Raw genomic sequence first — 23,702 nt, 5'->3', positions numbered from 1 at the left:
TCACCTTGCAATGACATCGTTTACATGTTAAATTAAATATTTTCTGATACTTCCTTATATTTATTCATTTAAAAAGAAGCCGGCAAATGCACAGCTTCTTTTTCGTTTATCCTTATTTGTTTTCTTTAAACCAGACATCAATTTTCTTGAGGATTTTTTCTGCTTCTGCTGTTTTGGACAAGCTTGGCAAGTTGACCAGGAGCGCCTGCTTAGGGGGAGTGACTCCTTCCCCTTTCTTCTGAAGGATGAATATGCTTTTGGCTGCTTTTTCATTTTTGAACATAGTGAGCGGCAGCTGTATCAATCCCTGAATGTAGGCATTTTCCTTGATGAACTCATGAAGCTTTGGAGCCTGATCACTTTCGAACATCCCATTAGGAATGATAAAAAATAAATAGCCGCCAGATCTCACATGATTCATACTCTGCTCAATAAATAAGTGATGAGAATAGGAATGCCCCTCATCTGATTTTAGCTTATACTCGGCCGAACGGACATCATTCGGATAATACCCGACAGGCAGATCACTTACTGCAGCATCAGCAGATTCGATAAACAGCGGTTCAAGACTATCCTGATTGAAGAATTGAATGGGGTGCTCCTGTAAATTGGCATTGATATAAGCAAGCTTAATCAATAAGTCATCAATTTCAATCCCTGTTGCCTCAATCACTTTACCGCTTTGGTGATTCATAACAGTGGTCAATAAATTTCCTGTTCCTACCGCAGGATCAAGCAGGCGGTAGCTTTTATCCTGAATGAACTTTTCCACAAGATACCCCATCAGCATTCCGACTGCGTCAGGAGTCATTTGATGATTAGGCTGCACATTTTCTTTCATGCCTTTTAATATAGCAAGCTGAAAGGATTTTCTGATTTCTTCTTTTGTGCAGCTGCTTAAGTCAATGGATTCATAACTCTTCCTGAGCCTTTTAACTGTTAATTCACTGAGCCCATCCTGAAGAATACTTTCATGAAATAAATTCTCTCCTGTTTCAGCAAGAGCTTCTAAGTATGTACAATGCAGTTCTTCCTGCATAATTACAGCCGTTTCGTTTAAAATCGTAAATAAATCCTCAACCGGAGTTATTTTCACAGCATATTCCTCCCGTCCTTATTCTTTTTCCTATTTTAACGGGCTTTTGGTTCATTCACAAGTTTCGTGCTGAGGAACAAAAAAAAATTAAAGCCCCGGAACGGATCCGGAGCTTCCAATTTTCTATATTATTTCGCTTGTTTAGCAGCTTCCACTGCTGCTTCATAGTTTGGATGATCCGTTGCTTCACTGACATATTCCGCATATGTCACAGTGTCGTTCGAATCGACTACAAAAACGGCACGAGCCAGTAGACGAAGTTCCTGAATGGCTACCCCATAAGCTTCTCCGAAAGACAGGTCGCGGTGATCGGAAACAGTTTGAACATTTTCAATTCCTGCTGCTGCACACCAGCGCTTTTGAGCAAACGGAAGATCTACGCTTACAGTAAGAATTTTAACATTATCAAGCTTGGAAGCTTCTTCGTTGAAACGGCGTGTCTGTGCATCACAAACACCAGTGTCGATAGAAGGAACTACGCTGATTAGACGTACTTGCCCTTTTGAATCAGCAAGTGTAACTTCAGAAAGGTCATTTGCCAGAACCTTGAATTCAGGAGCTTTATCTCCTGCTTTTACTTCATTGCCAAGCAATGTTACTGGATTTCCTTTGAACGTAATAGATGCCATTTAAATCGTCCCCCTTAATCACTTATGTACAGTGTAAATCATATCTTTTCAGAATCTTTTTTGCAATTATTAAGGATACATTCCAAGAAAAAAGTTAACTTCCTTCTTCTCTTAGAGATCAAGATCCTGCTTAGGTCCGTTGTACTCATCACTGTTTTCGTGCTGATTCTGGCCTTGATGGCTGCCGGACCCGCTGTCTTTTTTATTAAACATCTGCTGAATTTTATCGACTGCCTGCGGGGCAAGATCCAAAATTTTCTCATATAAATGAGTGCTTTCATCAAGATGAACCATTTTCACCCCGTGGGAATTGACAATCAAAAAAGCGATTGGCGTGATGGAGACACCGCCTCCACTGCCGCCGCCAAACGGGTGGCCCTTTTCCTCGCCTGATTGTCCATCAAGCATAAATTCGCTTCCTCCAGCGGCAAAGCCAAACCCAACCTTTGAAACGGTTAAAATTACACTGCCATCAGGGGTTTCTACTGGATCCCCAATTATCGTGTTAACGTCAATCATCTCTTTCAGGTTTTCCATGGCAGTTGTCATAAGCCCTTGAATAGGATGGTCAGACATTCATTGCTCCTCCTCTATTAGACAGTTTTAGTACCATCATCAGATAAGGCAGAAAGCGGCTTAGTTCTGAAATCCGGCCGTCCGCCTTTCCAATATTTGATCAGTTTAATTCCTGCTAACATAGCATGCCCGACCCGAAAATGAATCATACATGAAATGGCTGTTTGTGAAACGGAAAATTGAAAATGGGGAGTAACAGTGATAACGGGAGGCGTTTTCAGTTTCATATAATGACTTATTAATCCAAGAATGCTCCCTTTTATCGCCCAGAGAGCCCCGGTGATCATCCCTGTGTGAGCTGCATCCCCAAGACCTGCAAAAGTATGCCATTCCAGATTCCGGATGGTTACACGCTTTAGAAATTTCCTAATTATTTTGTGGAGAGAAACGATATGATTAATCATAGCTTTCGTGTCATGCAAACTATTCATTAAATCAGTCGCGGAGAATTGCTTAGTATCTTTGCCAGTTGTATTCTCATGTGGCCCTGCTGCTGTCTTTTCCTTTACGACAATGGTTGGCGAGTCATCATCCACTTTTATCAGCGGGACTTCTATTTTGTATCTGATCAGCCCGAACCAGGCTTTCACTTGGATTTTTAAATGATCATTATCATTTCCATGATAAAAATGAAAATATATCTTTAGTTTTGTTATCATAACTAGTATTAAAAGAAGTATGAGGGCAATTACGGCAATCAGGAGCCACTTCACTTTTTTCACACCCTTTCAGCTTTGTATTATGCCCAACTAAATAAAAATAAACCTGCCACCAGGCGGTGACAGGCTTCCATCTCTCCATTAAATGACTTGTTCATTTTGCCTTTCGTGAACCACTGAAGTGTCTGCAAAAAGATCATGCAATCCCTGTTTCTTCGGCAGGAAAGCTACAATGACATAGCCGATAAAAATGCTCACTGATATAAAACGGCCGATCCATTCACGGAACAAAATTGTGCCCCATGTCAGCTTTTCTCCTTTAAGATCTACTACTCTTAAACCAAATACCATTTTCCCGAGCGTCTGTCCAAAAAACTTTGTCATCAGCACAAAATAAGCGTAAAACGTAATGGCAGTTGCTATGGAAATCGGTGCAAACAAACTGCTTTCATGCAAAGGAATATCCAATGCTCTAAAAATTGGATTGATCAATATCCGGTCTACACTGCCAACCACAGCCAAATCTAAAAGATACGCCCAAAATCTCATCCAGAAACCAGCAAACCTGATGGGTGCCGAAGCTTTTTGAATAGGGAGGGTTTCTGTCTGTATGACCGTTTCCTTACGAGCAGGATCTGCTTCATCAAAGGCTGACTCGATCCCGCCTTCATCCTGCTTTAACTCAGAATGGGCAAGCTCTCTTTCATTCGGATCATTTGAAGTCATCTTTTCTCCCCCTTCCTATTCAGCATAAAGATACATTAAACGCGGTGAGTTTGGCTGTGATAACAACTTCATTACGCCTGCCATTTCCAGGTCATCACCCATGATTTTTCGTGCTCCCATGCTGAACATGGAGCCGAACCCGAAATTCTCAGTATACTTTACTACCTGCGCACCATTTAATTTATGATCTTTCTTTAATTGTTCAATAACATCATCGTCATAGCCAAAACCATCAATCAGATTCAGTTCTTTCGCCTGCCGCCCGTCATAAATTCGGCCGTCCGCAATTTCCTTCACCTGTGCCTCAGTTAATCCTCGGCCTTCCGAAATAACTTTAACAAATCCCTCATAGGAATTATTAATCATGGATTGAAGAATTTTTCTTTCCTCATCCGTCATCTCCCTGGTAGGGCTCATAATATCTTTATATGGACCGCTCTTAATCGTAACGAACTCGACACCATATTTTTCAGCAAGCCCCGCATAATTATAGCCCTGCATGATAACACCCAGAGAACCGGTCAATGTCTCGGGGCTGGCAAAAATCTTGTCAGCTGGAGCAGAAATATAATAGCCTCCTGATGCAGCCATTGATCCCATTGATATGTATACCGGCTTCTTTGCTTCTTCTTGGATTTCAATAATCTTATCATGTATTTCGGCGCTTTCCACTACCCCTCCGCCTGGGGAATTAACCTTAATGACTATCGCCTTTACTGTACTGTCTTCTTTTACATAGTCAAGATTATCCATAAATGCTTTGTGATTATATCCCGGACTTGCAAATAAAGAGGCTGCATCACCAGTATCCTGGATCACTCCATTCACGTCCAGCACAGCAATCTTTTTCTGTGCATTTCCCTCTTCAATAACTTCTTCCAAAAATGCTTCATTGCCTCCTGCAAACAGTTCATTTACCGAGCTTTCAAGATCTGTAAATGCAAATGCAGTCACAAAATTCAGCACAACGGAAAATACAAACAAACCTGCTGCTATTCCCAGTGCAGCCCAACGTTTTCCATTCATTAAGAAATCCTCCTTTTAAAATGCCCTCTCCTAACATAATCAGCCGCCTTGTTAGACTGATTATGATTCCCAGAAAACCTATTTGTCACATATTCTTCATACGTATAAAACTTTAAAAATGTTTCAAAAAAAGGTAAACTGAATTCAACAACCATAATCATAGCAAAATTTGAATTATTTGGGAAAGACTTTCTTACTGCTTGGAGGAATGAATATGCCTGAAAGACGCAATATATACTTCTATCACAAAAAAGATGAAGAAACGATGGAAAAAGTAGCTCCTCTATACAGCCTGGCAGAGGAGCATGCCTTTACAATCGTCAATGACTTCAAAAAAGCCAATATCATTGTAAGTATAGGGGGAGACGGTACGTTTTTGCAGGCTGTCCGGAAAACCGGCTATAGAGATGACTGTTTGTATGCCGGAATTTCGACGACCGGAAGCCTTAGCCTGTACTGTGATTTCCATCTTGATGATACAGACAAGATGGTGGAGGCAATGACAAATGAACAAGTAGAGGTAAGACGCTATCCCACTATTGATGTTACAGTTGATGACCAGACATCCTTTCAGTGCTTAAATGAATTCAGCATCCGCTCTGCCATAATTAAAACATTTGTAATCGATGTCTTTATCGATGATTTCCATTTTGAAACTTTCCGCGGGGACGGAATGATTGTTGCCACTCCAACCGGAAGCACAGCTTATAATAAGTCAGTAAATGGAGCAGTTGTTGACCCGCTGCTGCCATGCATGCAGGTGAGCGAACTAGCTTCACTGAATAACAACCGCTATCGTACACTGGGATCCTCCTTTATCCTGAGCGGAGACCGCAAGCTGACCCTCAAAGTCGTTCAAGATGGCAATGACCATCCTACAATGGGAATGGACAATGAAGCCCTTAGCATTCAGCATGTTGAAAAAATTGATATAAAACTGAGCAGCAAAATCATTAAAACCGTAAAACTGAAAGACAATTCCTTCTGGGAAAAAGTGAAGAGGACATTTTTATAAAAAAAAGAGTTTCGCATGTTCGTGCGAAACTCTTTTTTCTAAATACCAATACCTTTTCCGCGCTTTAATTTTGTTTCCCGATGGGCAAAAAGCTTTGTCCTCGAAACAGAGTAAATCGTTAAAGCCAGCCAGATAAACATAAAGGAAAGCATGTGAAGTTTTGTAAAGTGCTCATGATAAACGAAAATTCCCAGAATCAGCGTAATTGTCGGCGCAATATACTGCAGAAAGCCAAGCATGGACATCGGTATCTTCTGAGCTCCTTTGGCAAAGTACAAGAGAGGCACTGCTGTGGCTGCACCTGCCCCAATAAGAAGCAAATCGGTGCTTAGCGAAACATGCAGAAAAGCCTGCTTATCATTCATAAAAAGCATCACCATATAAATAAATGCGATCGGAGTCACTACTAATGTTTCCAGCGTTAAGCCAACAGCCGAATCTACTTTTATAAGCTTTTTGGCCAGCCCGTAAAGGCCAAAGGATAATGCAAGAACAATGGCTATCCAGGGGAAACGCCCATAGCTGACAGTCAAAATCATAACTCCGGCAAACGCAAATCCAAAAGATACATATTGCGCAGGTGACAGTTTCTCTTTAAAAACCAGCATGCCCAGAATCACACTTACAAGAGGATTAATATAATAGCCGAGACTGGCCTCAATCATCTGATCGGTATTGACCGCCCAAATATATAAAAACCAGTTTGTGCTGATCAGAATGGAAGCAATCACAAGGGCGAAAAGCTGCTTCTTGTTAGTTTTAAACCCTTTAAGTGTTGCAGAGAAAGCACTCCACTTTTTTGAGACCAGCAAAATAATCAGCATAAAGAAGAATGACCAAAAAATCCGGTTAGCCAAAATTTCATCTGCCTGCACGTGGTCCACTAACTTCCAATATACGGGCAAAATGCCCCATAAAAAGTAAGCAAACCCTGCGTATAAAGCTCCCATTTGCACTTCATTATTTTTCATTTCATTTCCTCAATTCTTTCCAGTATCGAAATATTTATATTATAAGGCTGCCAGAAAAATGTTTGCAATCATTTTTTCCTGCCAAAAAGAATGTCAGGCACCTATTGGATAGGCACCTGACATTTTCATTTATTTTTCGTATACTATTTTTCCATCAATAACAGTTTTGTTAACGGTAACGGCTGCAATTTGCCCTATTGGCATTTTAAAAATATCTTCATTTAAAATAGTGAAATCTGCCAGATACCCTTCTTGTATGACGCCTCTATCATTTTCATGGGAAGCAGCATATGCACTGCCCTTTGTGAATAAACATACTGCTTCATACACAGATAATGCCTCACTTGGATAATAGACTGTGTTATGCGGATCATCTATGTTTGTTCTCGTAACAGCTGCATGAATACCAAGAAATGGATTGGCCGGCTCAATCGGTGCGTCAGAGCCTCCTGCACAATGTACTCCTTCTTTCAGCAGTGTCTTCCATGCGTAGCAATACTCCATATTTTCTTCACCAATACGGTCGATCACCCAAGGAAAGTCGGAGGCTGTAAATCTCGGCTGGATATCAAGGATTAAAGGCAGCTTTTTAGCCCTTTCAATAAGGTCCTTGCGCAATATTTGAGCATGAATCAGTCTGTCTCGCCCCAGACCTTCCAACGGATGCTTTTCTATTGCATTTAATGCCATTTCAAATGCCAAATCTCCAATCGTATGGATGGCAACCGGCATTTCATGGTTGCGGGCTTTCTCCACTAAGGCATCGAGCTGCTCCTGTGAAAAAATAGCAACTCCCGAAGTGGACGGATCATCTGCATAGGGATGGCTTAACAAAGCCGTCCTTCCCCCTAAAGCCCCATCGGCAAATATCTTCATAGCACCAAACTCTATATGTTTACTTCCCGCTAAAAATCCTCCGCCTGATTCCTTCATTTCATCAGCAACTTCATGATGAACCAGCAGATGTGCCCGGAAAGAAAGACCTTCCTCCTCAATTACCTGCCTGAAAGCCTGATAGGTCTGGGTGAACCCTCCATAATAATTGAGATCCTCCGTATGCCCTCCTGTCAATCCAAGCTTATAGGCGTCATTAATGGCAGCATGAAGCGCCTTCCTTAAATAGCCTTCTGAGACAGCTGGCATCACATTGTATAAAAGCTCCTGGGCCTGATCCTTCAAAAGTCCATTGAGTTTTCCCAGTTCATCTTTTTCAATTACTCCTCCTGGAGGACATTCAGTATCTTCAGTAATATTTGCTTTAGATAATCCAAGAGAATTGACTGCAAGAGCATGTCTGCACACACGTTTCAGCATAACAGGGTGATTGGGAACATATTGGTCCAGTTCTGAAGCATATATAGGCTCCGGCTGATCCCATAAATTTTCATTCCAGCCTTCCCCAATGACCCATTCTCCCTCCTCTATTGTCTCTGAAAATTGCTTAACAGCCAGAAGTACTTCCTGCTTTGACGTGTGCTCAGATAAGTCGAGTCTTATCAGCCTTTCGCCATGCCCGATGAGATGCATATGGCTATCCACAAATCCCGGAAGCATGGTGCTTCCCTGCAGATCAATCTCCTTTTGAATCTCTCCTTTATACTTATCCCTTAAATCTTCCAGGGAGCCAATTTCAATAATTTGGCTGCCTTCTGTAAAAACGGCCTCTATCTGATGGCCTTCCTGTTGAAGGGTATATATTGGCCCCCCGTGCCATAGCGTTCCCATATAATCTTTTCTCCTTTAATAAGTAAAAGTTCACATTTACCATAGTATAACAAAAATACAAGCGGAATTCCGCCTGTATTTTTCAAAGCATTCAGTTTTGAGCTGAAGCAGTTTCCGCTTCTTTCTTCCGCAATTCCACACGCATTATTTTTCCTGAAGTCGTTTTTGGCAGCTCAGATAAAAATTCAATTTTCCGAGGATATTTATAAGGAGCTGTCAGCTCTTTTACATGCTCCTGGAGCTCTGAAACAAGGTTAGGATTATTTTGATCGACACCCTCCCTTAAAACAACAAATGCTTTAACGATCAATCCGCGAACTTCATCAGGACTTCCTACAACTGCACATTCGGCTACATATGGGTGCTTTACGAGTGCGTCTTCCACCTCAAATGGTCCAATCGTATAGCCTGAGCTGATAATAATATCATCACCGCGGCCTTCAAACCAGAAATAGCCATCTTCATCCTTCTTTGCCTTATCTCCGGTAATATAGTAATCACCTCGGAATTGCATAGCAGTTCTTTCCGGGTCTTTATAATAATTTTTAAAGAGTGCAGGAGTTTCTACATGGACAGCGATATCTCCTGTCTCACCCACAGCACATACTTCACCGTCTTCATTTATTATTTCGACTCTGTTGCCTGGAGTCGGTTTGCCCATTGAGCCTGCCTTTAGCTCCATTTCCTTTGTAATGCCGACAAGCAGGGTATTTTCAGTCTGTCCATACCCATCACGGACATTCACGTTAAAATGCTTCTTAAATGTATCAATTACTTCCCGGTTAAGCGGTTCACCCGCCGAAACAGCACTATGAAGGGCCGGCAGCTTGTATTCATGAATATTGTCAGCCTTTGCCATCAGCCTGTATTCAGTCGGTGTGCAGCAAAGAACATTGACCTGGTAATCCTCTAATAGCTGCAAATATTTTTTCGGCTCAAACTTTCCATTGTAGACAACTCCCGTGGCACCAGAACCCAGAACGGAAAGGAACGGGCTCCAAATCCACTTTTGCCAGCCGGGACCTGCCGTTGCCCATACTGTATCACCTTCGTTAATGCATAACCAGTTAGGTGCTGCTGTTTTTAGGTGAGCAAATGCCCAGCCATGTGTATGTACGACACCTTTAGGATTTCCTGTTGTTCCTGATGTATAGGAAAGGAATGCCATGTCATCCCTGGAGGTATCAGCCAATGATAGTTCCGGCGAAGCCTGTTTCATTTCCTCGTCCAGACCGATCCATCCATCTGCGTTCCCGCCTATCACAAATTTCGGCAGGGCTTCTGCTTCCTTAATATCTTTAAATTGGTCAACATATGGATAATAACTTACGATCGCTTTAACATCGCCATGATTAATGCGGTATCGCAGATCTTTCGAACGAAGCATTTCGGAACTTGGTATAACAACAATTCCCGCTTTTAGTGATGCAATGTAAACCTGATACGCTTCAATCAGTCTTGGAACAATGATAAGAATAACATCCCCTTTATTCAAACCATTTTCTAAGAAAACGTTTCCAATTCTGTTCGCATTGTGAATCAGGTCACTGTATGTAATCTCTTTCTTTTCTCCATGCTCATTTTCCCACTTAAGTGCAAGGTTGTCCTTATCCCCGGCAAACCGCTCCATTTCTGTTACGAGGTTGTACTTTTCCGGTGCGATTAAGTCTTCCCGTTTCATCAAATCTCCCCCTGACCATTTCTTTTGCTGTTGCTAGAACTTGGATGCTTGTTCTATAGAATTATTATACTAAATTATTATAAAATTTAAAATTATTTATTATTTAAAAAGTTTTTTGCACAAAAATAAGGAGCAGGAATGATTCCTGCTCCTTGTAGCCATATTATTTAATTATCTTTGGAAACCGCCTAATTGCTGTTCAGCCATTTGAACTAAACGCTTAGTGATTTCTCCACCTACAGAACCGTTAGCGCGAGAAGTAGTTTCAGCACCAAGGTTTACACCGAATTCAGTAGCGATTTCGTACTTCATTTGGTCAAGAGCCTGTTGTACTCCAGGAACTAGAAGTTGGTTTGAGCTGTTGTTGTTTGCCATGTGATTTTCACCTCCTTGTGAGTATAGAATGTGTAGAATCACATGGCCATATACACTATTTAATTGGTAATTGTTGTATTATTTTTTAAAGTTAAATTTAACAATTAATCTGCATTTAAGATCAAAATAACTCCCCAAAAGACTCTTCATTGTGCGATTGAGGTTTAATAACCATCTTTTCGGTATCATTAACTGCTTTTGCAATAATCGGCTCGAAGTCTACAAAGCTTTCGAAGCGGCGGACTTTGTCGCGTTTTGGTTTTGTTTTGGGTGATGATGGAACAAAAACGGTACAGCAATCTTCGAACGGCCTGATGGATATGTCGTGGGTATCGATGGTTTGGGCAATGTCGATGATATCTGATTTATCCATTGTGATCAGCGGCCGCAGGATAGGTGTTGTCGTAACATCGTTAATGGCAAACATGCTCTCAAGCGTCTGGCTTGCTACCTGTCCAAGGCTTTCCCCTGTGATAATGGCCAGGCCATCGTTTTTATCGCGGATTTCATCAGTGATCCGCAGCATTAATCGTCTTGTTGCTGTCATCGTATAATTAGACGGAACCTGCTGATGGATCAGCTGCTGGATTTCTGTAAACGGGACAATATGGAGAACAACGTTTCCAGCAATATTCGCAAGTTTTTCTGTCAAATCAATTACTTTTTGCTTTGCACGCTCACTCGTGAAAGGCGGGCTGTGAAAATGGACAGCTTCAATTTCCAATCCTCTCTTCATGGATAAGTAGCCTGCTACCGGGCTGTCAATTCCTCCGGAGAGCATAAGCATGGCTTTACCGCTCGAGCCTGCAGGAAGTCCGCCGGCTCCCTCAATGGTTTCGCATGATAAGTAAGCCGCTTCTTCGCGAACTTCAATCTGCAGATTGATATCCGGTTTTTTCACATTCACTTTTAGATCCGGCACATTTTTCAAGAGGTGTCCGCCAAATTCATGATTAAGTTCGTCAGTATTTAAAGGGAAGCTTTTATCGGCTCTCTTAGCCGTAATCTTGAAAGTCTTTCCTTCTTCAAAATGTTTTAAAAATAACGCCAACGCTGCAGCTTTCATTTCTTCGATATCTTTATTGACTTTCACAGCAGGACTGAATGACTGAATGCCAAAGATCCCTTTAAGGCGATCAGCAACCTCTCCGCCATCTGCACCATTCAAAACAACGTACATTCGGTCTCTTGTAGATTCTATCTTGATGCCGGGAAATTCATTCAGCACATCGTATATGCTTCTTCTTAGTTTATCGACAAACATATTGCGGTTTCTGCCTTTTGTGGAGATTTCTCCATATCGTATAAGTATACGGTCATAATTTATCATGATTTCATAACCTCTCTTAGCCTAATAACGGTCTCTTTTACTGCTTGTATAAAAATTTCTGCCTCTTCCTTCGTATTATCATAAGACAAGCTGACACGGACTGCACTTTTCGCATCCTTTTCAGGAATTCCCATAGCCATCAGGGTACTGCTGGCAGCAGATTTCTTCGAAGAGCAGGCACTTGTAGTTGAAATAAAAATTCCGCGCTCTTCTAAAGCGTGGACAAATACCTCCGCTTTGAATCCTTTTATGGAGAAATTGACGATGTGGGGAGCAGAATCTTTTTCAGGGGTATGAACTGTAATGCCCTCAATTCTTCCCGCTTCCTCCATAATATAGGTTTTGATGGATGTAAGCCGGCTTAAGTGCCTTTCCATATTATTCATCGTAAGCCTTAGTGCCTTTGCCATAGCTACAATGCCAGCTACATTTTCCGTACCGCTTCTCATTCTCCATTCCTGATTGCCCCCGGATAGCAGCGGCGAAAGACGAAGTCCATCACGAATGAACAAAACCCCATTTCCCTTCAAACCGTGAAATTTATGAGCCGAAATCGTACACAGATCCACGCGGGCCTGATAAAGGTCAAGGGGCACCTTGCCGATTCCCTGAACATTGTCCACATGGAAAATGACCCGCGCATGCTTCTTCAGCATCTCTCCTATTTCATTAATTGGCTGAATGGAACCAATTTCATTATTTACGTGCATAACAGAGACTAAAACAGTTTCATGTGTAATTTCCTTTTCAATGTCTTCAGCATGGACAATACCCTTACTATCCGGTTCAATTACGGTTATGCGGTAGCCCAATTCCTTCAGCTGATCAGCAGTTTCCCTTACAGATGCATGCTCCAGCCCGGTGGTGATAAGATGGGTCCCTCTTTTTCTATGCATTAATGCAGTTCCTTTTATAGCAAGATTATTGCTCTCTGTCCCTCCAGATGTGAAAAACACTTCATTGCTCTTAACATTCAGCAATTGGGAAATTTGCTCACGCGCCTGCATGAGCAACCTCTCTGCCTTACCTCCAAATTCGTGCAGGGAAGAGGGATTCCCAAAGTATTCTGAAGAAACCTTCATAAAAGAATCAAGCGCTTCTTTATATGGTTTAGTTGTTGCACTGTTATCTAAATAAATCACGGTCTTCTCCTTTCCGTTCCGATAACCCTTTAGCCAACTTTAAATCTTATCATAATTAGTGAAGAATGGAAATTGTAATTGAAGCATTAGATTCAACTATCCAAATCTATACTATTTAAATTAATCAAGTTTGAGCAGTTTAACCAAATGAATGGATAAATTCTTACGTGGAGAGGCTGATATTATTGTAATTTGAGCAAAGCACATTTCGAATTTACTATTACAAAATACTAAATATTAAGACTTCGTATTTTTTCGACATTTTTTTTAGTTCTTATGCTAATATGAAAATGTTCTAAACATTATGATATAGAACTCTTTCAGGAGGATATATATGGAGAATAAAACACTGTCAACCAAACAAATTCTCGCCGTCGGACTCATGTTATTTGCTCTATTCTTTGGGGCAGGAAATATGATTTTCCCTCCCTTCCTGGGACAAGCTGCCGGCACAAGTGTATGGACTGCTATTATTGGATTTTTAATTACAGGGGTTGGATTGCCGCTATTAGGAATTATCGCCATTGCTAAAAATGGTGATTTACAAACAATTGCAAGCCGCGTACACCCTTTATACGGAATGATTTTTACTATTATTATGTACTTAGCTATTGGACCATTTTTCGGAATCCCGCGTACCGGGACAGTTGCTTATGAAATTGGGGTTACTCCGTTCTTATCTGAAACCGCTTCCAATAGTGCTTTTTCGTTATTGGTTTATACCATTGCCTTTTTTGGCATCACAGCCTGGCTTTCTCTCAATCCATCGAAATTAGTGGATAGAATCGGCAATATTTTTACACCTGCCTTGCTCATTATTCTTGCTGTACTGGTTATAAAAAGCATCATTACTCCTATGGGCGAATTGCAGGCGCCAGTGGGTGCATATGCAGAGGGGCCGTTCTTTAAGGGCTTCATTGAAGGCTACCTGACGATGGATACAATTGCAGCTCTGGTATTCGGTATTATCGTTATCAGCTCCATACAGGGTATGGGTGTGTCAAATAAACATTCACTAATGAAAATTTGCATTACTGCCGGACTGATAGCTGCTGCCGGCCTTGCGGCAGTATATTTATCTCTTGCATACATCGGTGCAACAAGTACAGATGCTATAGGTGAATTCGATAATGGCGGCGCTATCCTATCTGCCGCTTCTCATTATCTATTTGGATCTGCGGGAGCAGTGATCCTTGGGCTGGCTATAACGGTTGCATGCCTGACAACCTCAATCGGACTCGTTTCCGCTTGTGCGCAATACTTTCATAAACTGCTCCCAAAAATATCCTATAAAACCATTGTAATCATCCTTTCACTGTTCAGTATGGTGGTTGCAAACATTGGGTTAACTCAGTTGATTCAGCTTTCATTGCCAATTTTGATCATCATTTATCCTCTGGCCATCGTGCTGATACTTCTATCGTTTATGCACAATGCCTTTAATGGCTACTCGGTGGTATATATTGGCGCATTAATTCCAACAGGATTAATTAGTTTTGTGGATGGCTTGAATACAGCAGGTATGGACGTATCCTTCATCACAGACTCACTTCAATTCCTCCCATTCTTTGCTGAGGGTATTGGCTGGATTGTGCCTGCCATTGCTGGAGCTGTTATAGGCTACTTTCTGGCAATTGCTGTTGGGGAGCCGAAAAAAATAATTGCTGGCAACGAAAAATAAAGTGAAACTTCAATCAGCAGGGAGTGCTTTTCTCCCTGCTGATTGTTAGTTGAGGCCCACAGGAGGTGGGTCACAAAGACGTTGCCACAGGATGTGGCGTTTTTAGTCTTTGACCTTATTTCGGGCCTTTACGGGCAGTTTGACCCCCGCTTATTCTCGAGGATACCGCTGACTCTTGAAGTGGGGGTGTAACTGCCCGTTAGACTGCGATAAAGAAGCTCTTGGCGCACGCTTATCGCAGGAGCCAGACAGATTCCTTTTAAAAAAACAGATCCGATAATCGGATCTGTTTTTTTATTGTTCAGTTATTAATTCTTCAATTCTCTTGATCGCACCCGGCTCAACTTCTTCAATTGAAGAGGCAGCCTGCTCCAATGCTTTTTTATATTCATAGCTTCTGAATGAGGCCTCTGCTTCCCTTAATCCATTATCAATAGATGGATAACTGCTTCTGTATCGGTTGCCATATTGGATGACCTTCTCAGCTAGAAGGATCGTCTCAATCATATCACTCACAGAATCAGCAGCCTTATCAACAGTCAGCACCGCAACTTCAAGATATTGCTGGACCGAGGGAATATTCAATGGTTTTTCATCGAGCTTAGCCAGCACATTATCTATGCTTTCTTTCGCATCCTGGATCAAATATTTATATTCCTGGGAGACTCCGGGCACGTTGTTTTTGGAAATAAGCCTTATTGTTTCTGCCACTTTCTTGCTTAATTCTTTTACTTTTTCCCTTGCAGACATTTCGTCTTTTCGTAAGGCCTGAAGCTTTTCGGCAAAGGCTGTCTGCTCATCTGAAATCTCCTCAATGTGTTCCTTGACTTCAGCCAGCTCTTCTCTCAGAAGTGTATGAGGAGTATTTTGGCTGTTAATCTTATGCTCCAGCACTTCGAATTTTTTGAACAGCTGGCTTATTTTTTTCTCCAGGTGGATTTGAATTTCAAGATCCTTTTCTGGAACATGATAGCTATTCCGGACAGCAGCTATCTCTGTCTTTAGCTGGTTGTTCATATCACGGTTATTATATAGCATGGTTCTTGTTGCCTCATCCTGCTGACTTAAGTAATGTCTGGCATGTACTTCCTTTTCGAGCAGGTCGTATAAATGTTCAATATTATCTTTAATCTCTTCGACCCCTGTTTGAACTTCTTCGATTTGTGCCTGATCAATGGAGCCTGCATATACATTTACTTGTTCTTCAAGCCTCTCAATTTCTTTATCAATCTGCAGATGATCAAGCAGATATCCCTGCTCCAGCATTTCCTTATATCCGTCTCTCAACTCTTCCAGCTCGGAAGGGATCTTGGATTGACAGTCAACCATCAGGCTTGGGATAGCTTCCATTTTCGCTTGAGAATCCTCTATCAGCGCTTTGATTATAAGAAGGATTTCACGTGCTTCAAGGTAATTGCCCTTTTCGGTTTTGTCATCGAATTCTTCAAATTTTGCCAAAGCTTCATCCAGCTGTTCTTCAAGAATTTTTTCAGATTTGCCGAATGTATGGCGGTGTGCAAGGAGAGACTTTTTGCATTGGCGGTACATTTCCTTCAATTCTTCAATTTCCGCTCTATTTTTCTCTTCACTGCCCACCAGTTCATTCAATTCAGCAAGCAGGTTTTTGATGTTTTCTTCTATCTCAGTTAATCTTTTTTCTATTCTCTGCTGAATTTCCTGGGAATTTTTAAAGCGGTACTTATCTATGCTCTCTTCAGCATCAAATAACAATTCTTCCACATCCGGAAGCTGCGATGTAACTATTTCATCCCATTCATTTCTCCAGCGTTCAAATAATTCCTCTGTCTGCCCTGTCATATTCAGCTTTTTAACTCTAGACATTTCATCTAGAACAGGGCGGTCCGTTATATCCATTTTCCATGTTTCCAGCCTGTCAATTTCTTTGTAATGTTTTTTCTTTAAAAAATATCCGGTGAGATATAGGCCTAAAAGAATGACTATAGCTCCAATTATGTATTCCATTTTAAAGCCCCCTGTTCTGTTCCCGAGCCAGTATGTATATGTAAAGTTTTTATTTAATAGTGTGAGGCGTTTCTTTATTTCACATGTTATTTTCAATGCTTTTATGATACCATGTAAACGACATTTTTTGACTATTTATTTCATTTTTTTATGAATTTCTTCTTTTATATCTCATCTAAAATGCTATTTTCGAAAAATAACTATAGCATCTATAATTTTTTTAATGTTTCTTTCAAGGCTCTTTTCGTATAAATTGTTGTTTTTGCCTTTCAATGTTGTCCGTTGATTTCCGCTCCAGGCTGCTCGCTACAATCAACTCAGTAATTAATATATAATATGCAACAGTAAACCGCCTTTTTAATTGAACAATATGAACTGTTCAAATACAAACAATTCGCTTTTTATAAAAGATATCCTTCTTTATTTAGGAGATATGTTAAAAAGAGACTTGAGTACTACATCCATTAAACCATTTCAGAAAGGAAGCTCTTCATATGCTAAAAGACGGCCACATTCACACACCCTATTGCCCGCACGGGACAAAGGATTCATTGGAAAATTATGTTGAAAAAGCAATAAGTCTGGGTTTTAAGGAGATTTCTTTTACTGAACATGCTCCGCTCCCTGATAGCTTTGAGGACCCGGCACCTGCCCGGGACAGTGCGATGCGCAAGGAGAATCTTGAAAAATATTTTACTGATATTTCAAGAATAAAAGCAGATTATCAAGGAAAAATCAGGGTTAATGCGGGACTTGAAGTGGATTACATTGAAGGCTTTGAACGGGAGATTAAAGAATTCCTCGATAAAAATGGAAAATACATGGATGATTCTATTTTATCTGTACATTTTCTAAAACATGGCAGTCGCTACGAATGCGTGGACTACAGCCCGGATGTTTTTGCAAAGATGATCGAAGAATATGGTTCTATTGATGCAGTTTATATGAATTATTTCCGCACCTTGCTTTTATCTATAAAAGCAGATTTGGGACCGTTTAAACCAAAAAGAATTGGGCATATCACCCTGGTGAAAAAATTTCAAAAAAAATATCCCGCTGATCGGGAATTTAGAGAGGAAATAAACCAAATACTTGATGAGGTTCATACCCATGGCTATGAACTCGACTATAATGGAGCCGGTTTCGCCAAGCCTTTATGCAAGGATTCCTATCCTCCGGACTGGGCTGCTGCAGCAGCGGCCCAAAAAGGCATTACACTGGTATATGGATCCGATTCTCATCAGGCAAAGGAAATGGGTCAGGGCCTTGATAGAATGAAACACCTTTAGAGTACAGCAGCATATGATTTTCCGGCATGATTGCACAGGACTCCATCAACCCAGTTGAAGATCTCTTTCGTATATTTGTCAGCGAAATATTTTTCATGAGGAAATACATGCAGAACTTCAGACATATAATGTGTGTTCAGAAATGGCATGGACAGGAGTCCTTTCAGCTGGATAATCATATAATTGGCTGAATGGTTACGGAACTCTTTTGTTTTCATGCCCCTTTCGAGCACCTTGCTAAAATAAAACTTTTCCTTTGCTAAATAAGTGGACATGATTTCTCTTACCACCTGTGAATCTATTGAAATTTCCCTGAGTATCAATCTTGTTAAATGGCTATGCTCAAATTGATAAACCATGATGTTTTGCGCCATTTTTTTCAGGCTCAGAGCCGCCCCCTGCTCAAGAAATGAAAACCCCTTCTCTATCTCCTGAATATACCCTTCGAAAAAAGCAGTAAAGCAATATTCAAGCAGCCCGTGTTTGTTATCGAAATAGTATGCGATATTCGCTGGATTCGTCTGAGCTTTGCCTGCAATATCACGGATGGAAGTCCCAGAAAAACCCTTCGTATTAAATAAGGAGATAGCGGCAGACACAATTGCCTCTTTTGAATTTTTCTTCAAAGTTCCCGCCTCACTTTCTTTTGTAAAGTTTCTGTCCAAACACGCGAATTCATAAACGGATTTGTTGTGATAATTAAACATTCTTGCTAAAATCGTCTTATCCTTTATAAAGTTCTCGACAATGTCCTTCTAATTTCCTGTTCATCTGCCAGGAAATTCATATATCTTTGAGAAAGCAAGGTGATTTGTGATGTTTAGTGTCGAATCATACAAGGGAACCCGTGAAGAAAATTATCAATTATTGATTAAACAGCTCTCTGCTCTTCTTGAAGGAGAAACGAACAGCATTGCCAATTTAAGTAACGCATCAGCACTTCTAAATCAATTTCTGGAACGTACAAACTGGGTAGGGTTTTATCTGATGGAAGAAGGCGAGCTTGTTCTCGGGCCATTTCAGGGTCTGCCTGCATGTGTGAGAATCCCCATTGGCAAGGGCGTGTGCGGAACAGCCGCGAAGCAATTGGTAACTGTCCGTGTTGAAGATGTCCAACAATTCCCTGGACATATCGCCTGTGACGCTGCTTCACTGTCCGAAATCGTTATTCCGCTTATCAAAGATGGCAAGCTTCTCGGTGTGCTGGATATTGATTCCCCGGAAAAAAACCGTTTTGATGAACTTGACCAAAAATACCTGGAACAATTCTCAGAGGTACTTGTATCCTTCCTGTAAAAGATTTCAAAAAAGAGATGGCCATTTAAAAACGGCCATCTCTTTTTTATCAGACTTCTTCAAGAGCCTGGGACAGATCATCCCTGATATCTTCCCATGATTCGAGGCCGACTGAAAGCCTCAGCAGTGTATCTTCAATGCCCATTTTCTCACGGAATTCTTTTGGAACAACTGCATGCGTCATAGTTGCAGGGTGCTGAATTAATGTCTCTGCATCTCCAAGGCTCACGGCAATTTTTATTAGATTCAGCCTGTTCATAAATTCCTGAGCAGTCTCTTTATCTCCTTTTAGAGTAAAGGAAATCATACCACCCGGCTTCCTCATTTGTTTTTGTGCTATTTCAAAATCTGCATTACTGCTGTCTCCTGGAAAATAAACTTTTTCCACTTTTGGATGCGCCAATAAGTATGATGCAAGCTGTTCGGCATTATCACAGTGCCTGTCAAGTCTGACTGCAAGTGTTTTCAATCCGCGGAGCAGCAGCCAGGCATCAAAAGGTGAAATAATGCCCCCAATGTCTTTTTGTGTAGTCATCCTTACTTCATTCAAGAATTCCTTGCTGCCAATAACAAGGCCGGCAATTACGTCACCATGACCCCCGATGTATTTTGTCGCACTATGAATGACAATATCGCATCCCAGCTCAATCGGATTCTGTAAATATGGAGAACAGAAAGTATTATCAACCACAACTGGAATTCCTTTCTCCCTTCCTACTTCTGCAACCATCTTCAAATCCACCAATTTCATTGTTGGATTTATCGGGGTTTCAACATATATACAGACAGTCTCAGGCTTTATTTGATCAAGCAGCTGCTGCTTTGATTCCATAGCTGAATAATCATGGCTGATTTTATATTTTTCCTCCATCATCTCCAGAAGTCCAAATGTACAACCATACACTCCCTGGGAACATAAGATATGATCACCTGTTTTCGTTAAAGCAAACAGAACAGCTGAAACCGCGGCCATGCCCGAACCAAAAGCAAGGGCAGCTTCTCCCTTTTCGAGAGCGGCCATTCTTTCTTCCAGCATCTTTACTGTTGGATTGCCCAGACGGGAATAAATATAGCCTTCTTCTTCACCGGCAAAACGCTTTTCCCCTTGCTGTGCTGTCTCAAAAGTAAAAGTTGACGTCTGAAAAATAGGCGGCGCCAGGCTTCCCTTGAAGCTTTCTGCATCGTATCCTTCATGGATGACCTGCGTCTCGAAGTTAAACCGATGATTTCTATCCATTATAACTCTCCCCTTCACTGAAAACGCTTACATTATTTGCTATAATAAGCTCCTCTTTCAGCATATGATAATTGCATATTTTTTGAAAGTAATTTGTTTTGGAAAAATATTAATAAAGACTGCCTCTTAATAAGGCAGTCCCCTATATAAATGAATCTGCTGCCGACTCAAGTACCACTTTATTTTTACCTGTATTCTTGGCAGTATATAAAGCCCTGTCAGCCCGCTTAAAAAGCGCAGCATATGAATCTTTATTTCCCCTGCTCCAATGCGAAACTCCGCAAGAAATAGTTACTTTGGGATCTGTAATCTGGCATACCTTTCTGACAAGCCGCTCAGCAATAAGCGCACCCGCTGACAATGATACACCGGGCAGGTAAAGAGCCAGCTCCTCACCGCCCCATCTTGCTCCTATATCAGTGCCGCGAATATTGCTGTTAATTAAATTGGCGACTTGAATAATGATTTCATCGCCTACCTGATGTCCGTATGTATCATTTATCAATTTAAAATCATCTATATCAACCAGCATAAAGGTTCCTTCATGATCTTCATTCATGGACTGATGTATGCGATCATCCAGATAGCTTCGTGAATAAAGCTTTGTTAAGTGATCCGTTACAACCATCTTTTCGAGCTCTTCTCTTAGCATTGAATTGGTAAAGGCAAGGGTGGAATGATGAATCAATGATTGCAGCAGCTTGAATGTTTCAAATGAAAAATGATAAGGAGAACTGTGCAGGACAAGCGCAAATCCCTTTAATACTCCAGACTGGGTCATCGGTACCGCCATAATGGATTTAAAGCAGCCCGCCGCACCCTCGGACTGTAAAGAAAAATCTCCAATAAAAAGAGACTCTTTCTCCCTGATGATCTTTTCCTTCATATACTGGATATAGCTTTCTGCCTCTTTTGTATGAAAAAACTCAGTACTGCCCTGAATAATATTCACATCAGAAGCATCAGCAGATATCAGGATGAAACCGGCTTCTTCAGCATCAAAGGACTGCATAATCTGATCTGACATAAAGTTCATCGTTTCTGTAAGGCGCAAATTCGAGTTCAGGCGATGGGATGTTTCATTAATTAATTGAAGATCCGCTATAAGCCGCTTGGATTGCTGGTAAAGCTGTGCATTCTCCAGGGCACTGCCTGCAGTATTGGCCAGAAGAGTTATAAATTCAATTTCATTTTTAGGGAATATGATGGTATTAGGTGCAATAACCTGAAGCACGCCATAAACCCCCTGTTTCCCTTTTAAGGGAGCATACAGAATAGAGCGAACCTCCTGCAGGGAATCTTCAAATTGAACAGCCCCCGTGACATAAGCCTGCATGGCCGCGATGTTTTCGCTGTCATATTCAAGATCTCTAATAGGCAGATCACCATGATTATTATTATCCTGGGACAGCAGAAGATAATAGGTAAAAGTGGGGTACATTTCCTGGAGAGTAAAGATAATTTCCCCCAGCACCATATCCATATCCATTGAAGAATGGAATTTCTCAGTAACGCGGTACAGCTGTTTGTAGCGTTTCTCTTCAGAAGCAATTTTGGCCATACCCTGAGCTTTATCAAGAAATTGCCCGCATTCTTCGCTAAGTTCCTGAAAAACTTTTTCTGGATAAGTGTGAAAACAGCCTGATGACCCTGTTAGAATCATACAGCCCAGCAGCTGGTTTCCTTTTACAAGAGGAATCATGATTTGTTCCTCCGTAACCTCCGTGTCTAACCTTTGGAACTCTCTGTTTGTTTTAGCCCATCTTTTTAAATCACCTGAAAACCGACGTGAATCCAAAGCATCCGGATTTGTGGAAGCTTCTGCAAAAAACTCCTGCTTCCATTCATTAAAAACGCAGAGGGTTATTTCATCCGCTTCGGTAAGGGCCTGAATGGCAGAAAGCATTTCATTCAGTAATTTTTCATAATGAAAGAAACCGTTCTCCGTATCGATAATATCAAAAAAGCGGCTTTTTATATTAAGTATGATTTGACGTTCAAGTGTATCCATCTTCTTATCACCCATCAAATGTCTCAGATCATGAATCTTTAAACCAATAAGGTATATTATAACGGACCAAAATTAATAATCCCGGTAAAAATGTGGCTATTTCGTTTCAATTCGGTTTTTAGCAGGATAGTAATCTGCCAAATTTTTCTTTATTATATCACAGTTTCGAAGAGACTCCTGCAAGTTTTGTGAAATATGGTTTAGAAAAAAACTTTGCCATATAATGAGTACATGTTTTAAATCAAAAGAAGTAAAAAATAAAGATAACCTTGACTTTTATCCTCTGAAAATTATATAATACTCCTTGTGTAAAATATTGCAGCCTATGTGAGCACCTTGATGTACTCATTTTGTTCCTCAACCAGCTTCAGTCGCCTTTGGTGACTTATATGTTTCTGGGGATGGGGTACTGTGTAACCCTCTGCTGCTAGGGCGAAGGTACATGAAAACAAAATGAACATGATTGTTGTGCGCATCTGTTTCTGTTTTTATTTTACCCAAATAAAAACACAAAAGGAGGAGTCTTAAATGGCTCGTTATACTGGTCCAAGCTGGAAATTATCCCGTCGTCTTGGAATCTCTCTAAGCGGTACTGGAAAAGAATTAGAAAAGCGTCCTTACGCTCCTGGACAACATGGTCCAAACCAGCGCAAAAAAATCTCTGAATACGGATTACAATTGCAGGAGAAGCAAAAGCTTCGTCACATGTACGGAGTAAATGAGCGTCAATTCCGCAATTTATTCGATAAAGCCGGCAAAATGCCTGGTAAGCACGGTGAAAACTTCATGATTCTTCTTGAATCACGTCTTGATAACGTTGTTTACCGTTTGGGTCTTGCACGCACTCGCCGTCAAGCTCGCCAGCTTGTTAACCACGGTCACATCATGGTTGATGGATCTCGTGTTGATATCCCATCATACCGCGTAGCACCTGGTCAAACAATTACACTTCGCGAAAAATCTCGCAGCCTTGACATCGTTAAAGAAGCAATCGAAGTTAACAACTTCGTACCTGACTTCGTATCTTTCGATGCAGACAAGCTAGAAGGAACTTTCACTCGTATGCCTGAGCGTTCTGAACTTCCAGCTGAAATCAACGAATCTCTAATCGTTGAATTCTACTCTCGTTAATAATATTAAAACTGCCGATGCATTTCGGCAGTTTTTTTGTTATATCTCTGGATTAACTAACTACCATTTTTCTCCCTCAACCCTTATTTTTCCATTAATCAACAGGATCAGCTATCTGTCCCC

The 23,702-nt window shown here is 41.0% G+C and carries 21 protein-coding genes; 5 read left to right on the top strand and 16 right to left on the bottom strand.

Going from position 1 to position 23,702, the window contains the following annotated elements; genetic code table 11:
• Positions 1–112 precede the first annotated feature (112 nt).
• From ACTHRG_RS09285 to sppA, 6 genes are all read right to left on the bottom strand, one after another.
• The gene (locus tag ACTHRG_RS09285; protein WP_440231047.1) at positions 113–1,096 is read right to left on the bottom strand and encodes a class I SAM-dependent methyltransferase; all 984 of its coding nucleotides are present in this window, start codon (positions 1,094–1,096) and stop codon (positions 113–115) included.
• A gap of 128 nt (positions 1,097–1,224) precedes the next feature.
• Complete coding sequence (tpx, locus tag ACTHRG_RS09280) at positions 1,225–1,725, bottom strand: thiol peroxidase (protein ID WP_076260759.1); 501 nt, start codon at positions 1,723–1,725, stop codon at positions 1,225–1,227.
• Positions 1,726–1,836: 111 nt separating this feature from the next.
• Entirely contained in the window at positions 1,837–2,301 is a 465-nt protein-coding gene (gene ytfJ, locus ACTHRG_RS09275; protein ID WP_076260761.1) for a GerW family sporulation protein, read from the bottom strand.
• Between the two features lie 17 nt (positions 2,302–2,318).
• Positions 2,319–3,014, bottom strand: coding sequence for a DUF2953 domain-containing protein (locus ACTHRG_RS09270; RefSeq protein ID WP_076260763.1), 696 nt, complete (start codon positions 3,012–3,014; stop codon positions 2,319–2,321).
• 87 nt (positions 3,015–3,101) lie between these two features.
• Entirely contained in the window at positions 3,102–3,686 is a 585-nt protein-coding gene (locus ACTHRG_RS09265; RefSeq protein ID WP_076260765.1) for an RDD family protein, read from the bottom strand.
• A gap of 15 nt (positions 3,687–3,701) precedes the next feature.
• Positions 3,702–4,712, bottom strand: a complete 1,011-nt coding sequence (gene sppA, locus ACTHRG_RS09260) for a signal peptide peptidase SppA (protein WP_440231046.1) — start codon at positions 4,710–4,712, stop codon at positions 3,702–3,704.
• A 214-nt stretch (positions 4,713–4,926) separates the two neighbouring features.
• Between sppA and ACTHRG_RS09255 the strand changes: the two genes are divergently transcribed.
• Positions 4,927–5,727: an NAD kinase gene (locus ACTHRG_RS09255; RefSeq protein ID WP_076260770.1), complete on the top strand. Its 801-nt coding sequence runs from the start codon at positions 4,927–4,929 to the stop codon at positions 5,725–5,727.
• Positions 5,728–5,765: 38 nt separating this feature from the next.
• On the opposite strand, the gene rarD is transcribed toward ACTHRG_RS09255, so the two are convergent.
• From rarD to ACTHRG_RS09225, 6 genes are all read right to left on the bottom strand, one after another.
• A complete protein-coding gene (rarD, locus tag ACTHRG_RS09250; RefSeq protein ID WP_440231045.1) occupies positions 5,766–6,698 on the bottom strand; it encodes an EamA family transporter RarD in 933 nt (310 codons plus the stop codon).
• 129 nt (positions 6,699–6,827) lie between these two features.
• On the bottom strand, positions 6,828–8,423 hold the full coding sequence (locus ACTHRG_RS09245; protein WP_440231044.1) for an amidohydrolase: 1,596 nt from the start codon (positions 8,421–8,423) through the stop codon (positions 6,828–6,830).
• A 91-nt stretch (positions 8,424–8,514) separates the two neighbouring features.
• Entirely contained in the window at positions 8,515–10,104 is a 1,590-nt protein-coding gene (gene mbcS, locus ACTHRG_RS09240; protein ID WP_440231043.1) for an acyl-CoA synthetase MbcS, read from the bottom strand.
• Between the two features lie 171 nt (positions 10,105–10,275).
• A complete protein-coding gene (locus tag ACTHRG_RS09235) occupies positions 10,276–10,479 on the bottom strand; it encodes an alpha/beta-type small acid-soluble spore protein (protein ID WP_035330326.1) in 204 nt (67 codons plus the stop codon).
• Between the two features lie 121 nt (positions 10,480–10,600).
• Entirely contained in the window at positions 10,601–11,809 is a 1,209-nt protein-coding gene (thiI, locus tag ACTHRG_RS09230; protein ID WP_440231041.1) for a tRNA uracil 4-sulfurtransferase ThiI, read from the bottom strand.
• Positions 11,806–12,951: a cysteine desulfurase family protein gene (locus ACTHRG_RS09225; protein ID WP_440231040.1), complete on the bottom strand. Its 1,146-nt coding sequence runs from the start codon at positions 12,949–12,951 to the stop codon at positions 11,806–11,808. Before ACTHRG_RS09225 ends, thiI begins: the two co-directional genes overlap by 4 nt.
• A gap of 334 nt (positions 12,952–13,285) precedes the next feature.
• Here ACTHRG_RS09225 and brnQ point away from each other — a divergent pair, with 334 nt between their 5' ends.
• Positions 13,286–14,632 carry a branched-chain amino acid transport system II carrier protein gene (gene brnQ, locus ACTHRG_RS09220; RefSeq protein WP_440231039.1) on the top strand — a complete coding sequence of 449 codons (1,347 nt, stop codon included), beginning with the start codon at positions 13,286–13,288 and terminating at the stop codon, positions 14,630–14,632.
• A 294-nt stretch (positions 14,633–14,926) separates the two neighbouring features.
• Here the strand turns inward: brnQ and ezrA are convergent, their stop codons facing one another.
• Entirely contained in the window at positions 14,927–16,615 is a 1,689-nt protein-coding gene (gene ezrA, locus ACTHRG_RS09215) for a septation ring formation regulator EzrA (protein WP_076260786.1), read from the bottom strand.
• Positions 16,616–17,109: 494 nt separating this feature from the next.
• Here ezrA and hisJ point away from each other — a divergent pair, with 494 nt between their 5' ends.
• Positions 17,110–17,904: a histidinol-phosphatase HisJ gene (gene hisJ / locus ACTHRG_RS09210; RefSeq protein WP_440231038.1), complete on the top strand. Its 795-nt coding sequence runs from the start codon at positions 17,110–17,112 to the stop codon at positions 17,902–17,904.
• Here hisJ and refZ read toward each other — a convergent pair.
• Positions 17,901–18,530, bottom strand: coding sequence for a forespore capture DNA-binding protein RefZ (gene refZ / locus ACTHRG_RS09205; protein WP_440231037.1), 630 nt, complete (start codon positions 18,528–18,530; stop codon positions 17,901–17,903). The genes hisJ and refZ overlap by 4 nt on opposite strands.
• A 190-nt stretch (positions 18,531–18,720) precedes the next feature.
• On the opposite strand from refZ, the gene ACTHRG_RS09200 reads away from it, so the two are divergent.
• A complete protein-coding gene (locus ACTHRG_RS09200) occupies positions 18,721–19,200 on the top strand; it encodes a GAF domain-containing protein (RefSeq protein WP_440231035.1) in 480 nt (159 codons plus the stop codon).
• Positions 19,201–19,249: 49 nt separating this feature from the next.
• On the opposite strand, the gene megL is transcribed toward ACTHRG_RS09200, so the two are convergent.
• Positions 19,250–20,437: a methionine gamma-lyase gene (gene megL / locus ACTHRG_RS09195; protein WP_076260796.1), complete on the bottom strand. Its 1,188-nt coding sequence runs from the start codon at positions 20,435–20,437 to the stop codon at positions 19,250–19,252.
• A gap of 142 nt (positions 20,438–20,579) precedes the next feature.
• On the bottom strand, positions 20,580–22,448 hold the full coding sequence (locus ACTHRG_RS09190) for a diguanylate cyclase domain-containing protein (protein ID WP_440231034.1): 1,869 nt from the start codon (positions 22,446–22,448) through the stop codon (positions 20,580–20,582).
• Between the two features lie 528 nt (positions 22,449–22,976).
• Between ACTHRG_RS09190 and rpsD the strand changes: the two genes are divergently transcribed.
• Positions 22,977–23,579, top strand: coding sequence for a 30S ribosomal protein S4 (gene rpsD, locus ACTHRG_RS09185; protein WP_035330337.1), 603 nt, complete (start codon positions 22,977–22,979; stop codon positions 23,577–23,579).
• Positions 23,580–23,702 lie beyond the last annotated feature (123 nt).

Source organism: Cytobacillus sp. SAFR-174, assembly GCF_051964675.1.
In the GTDB taxonomy this organism is placed as follows: Bacteria; Bacillota; Bacilli; order Bacillales; family Cytobacillaceae; genus Cytobacillus.
This window is presented reverse-complemented; position numbering and strand designations above follow the sequence as displayed.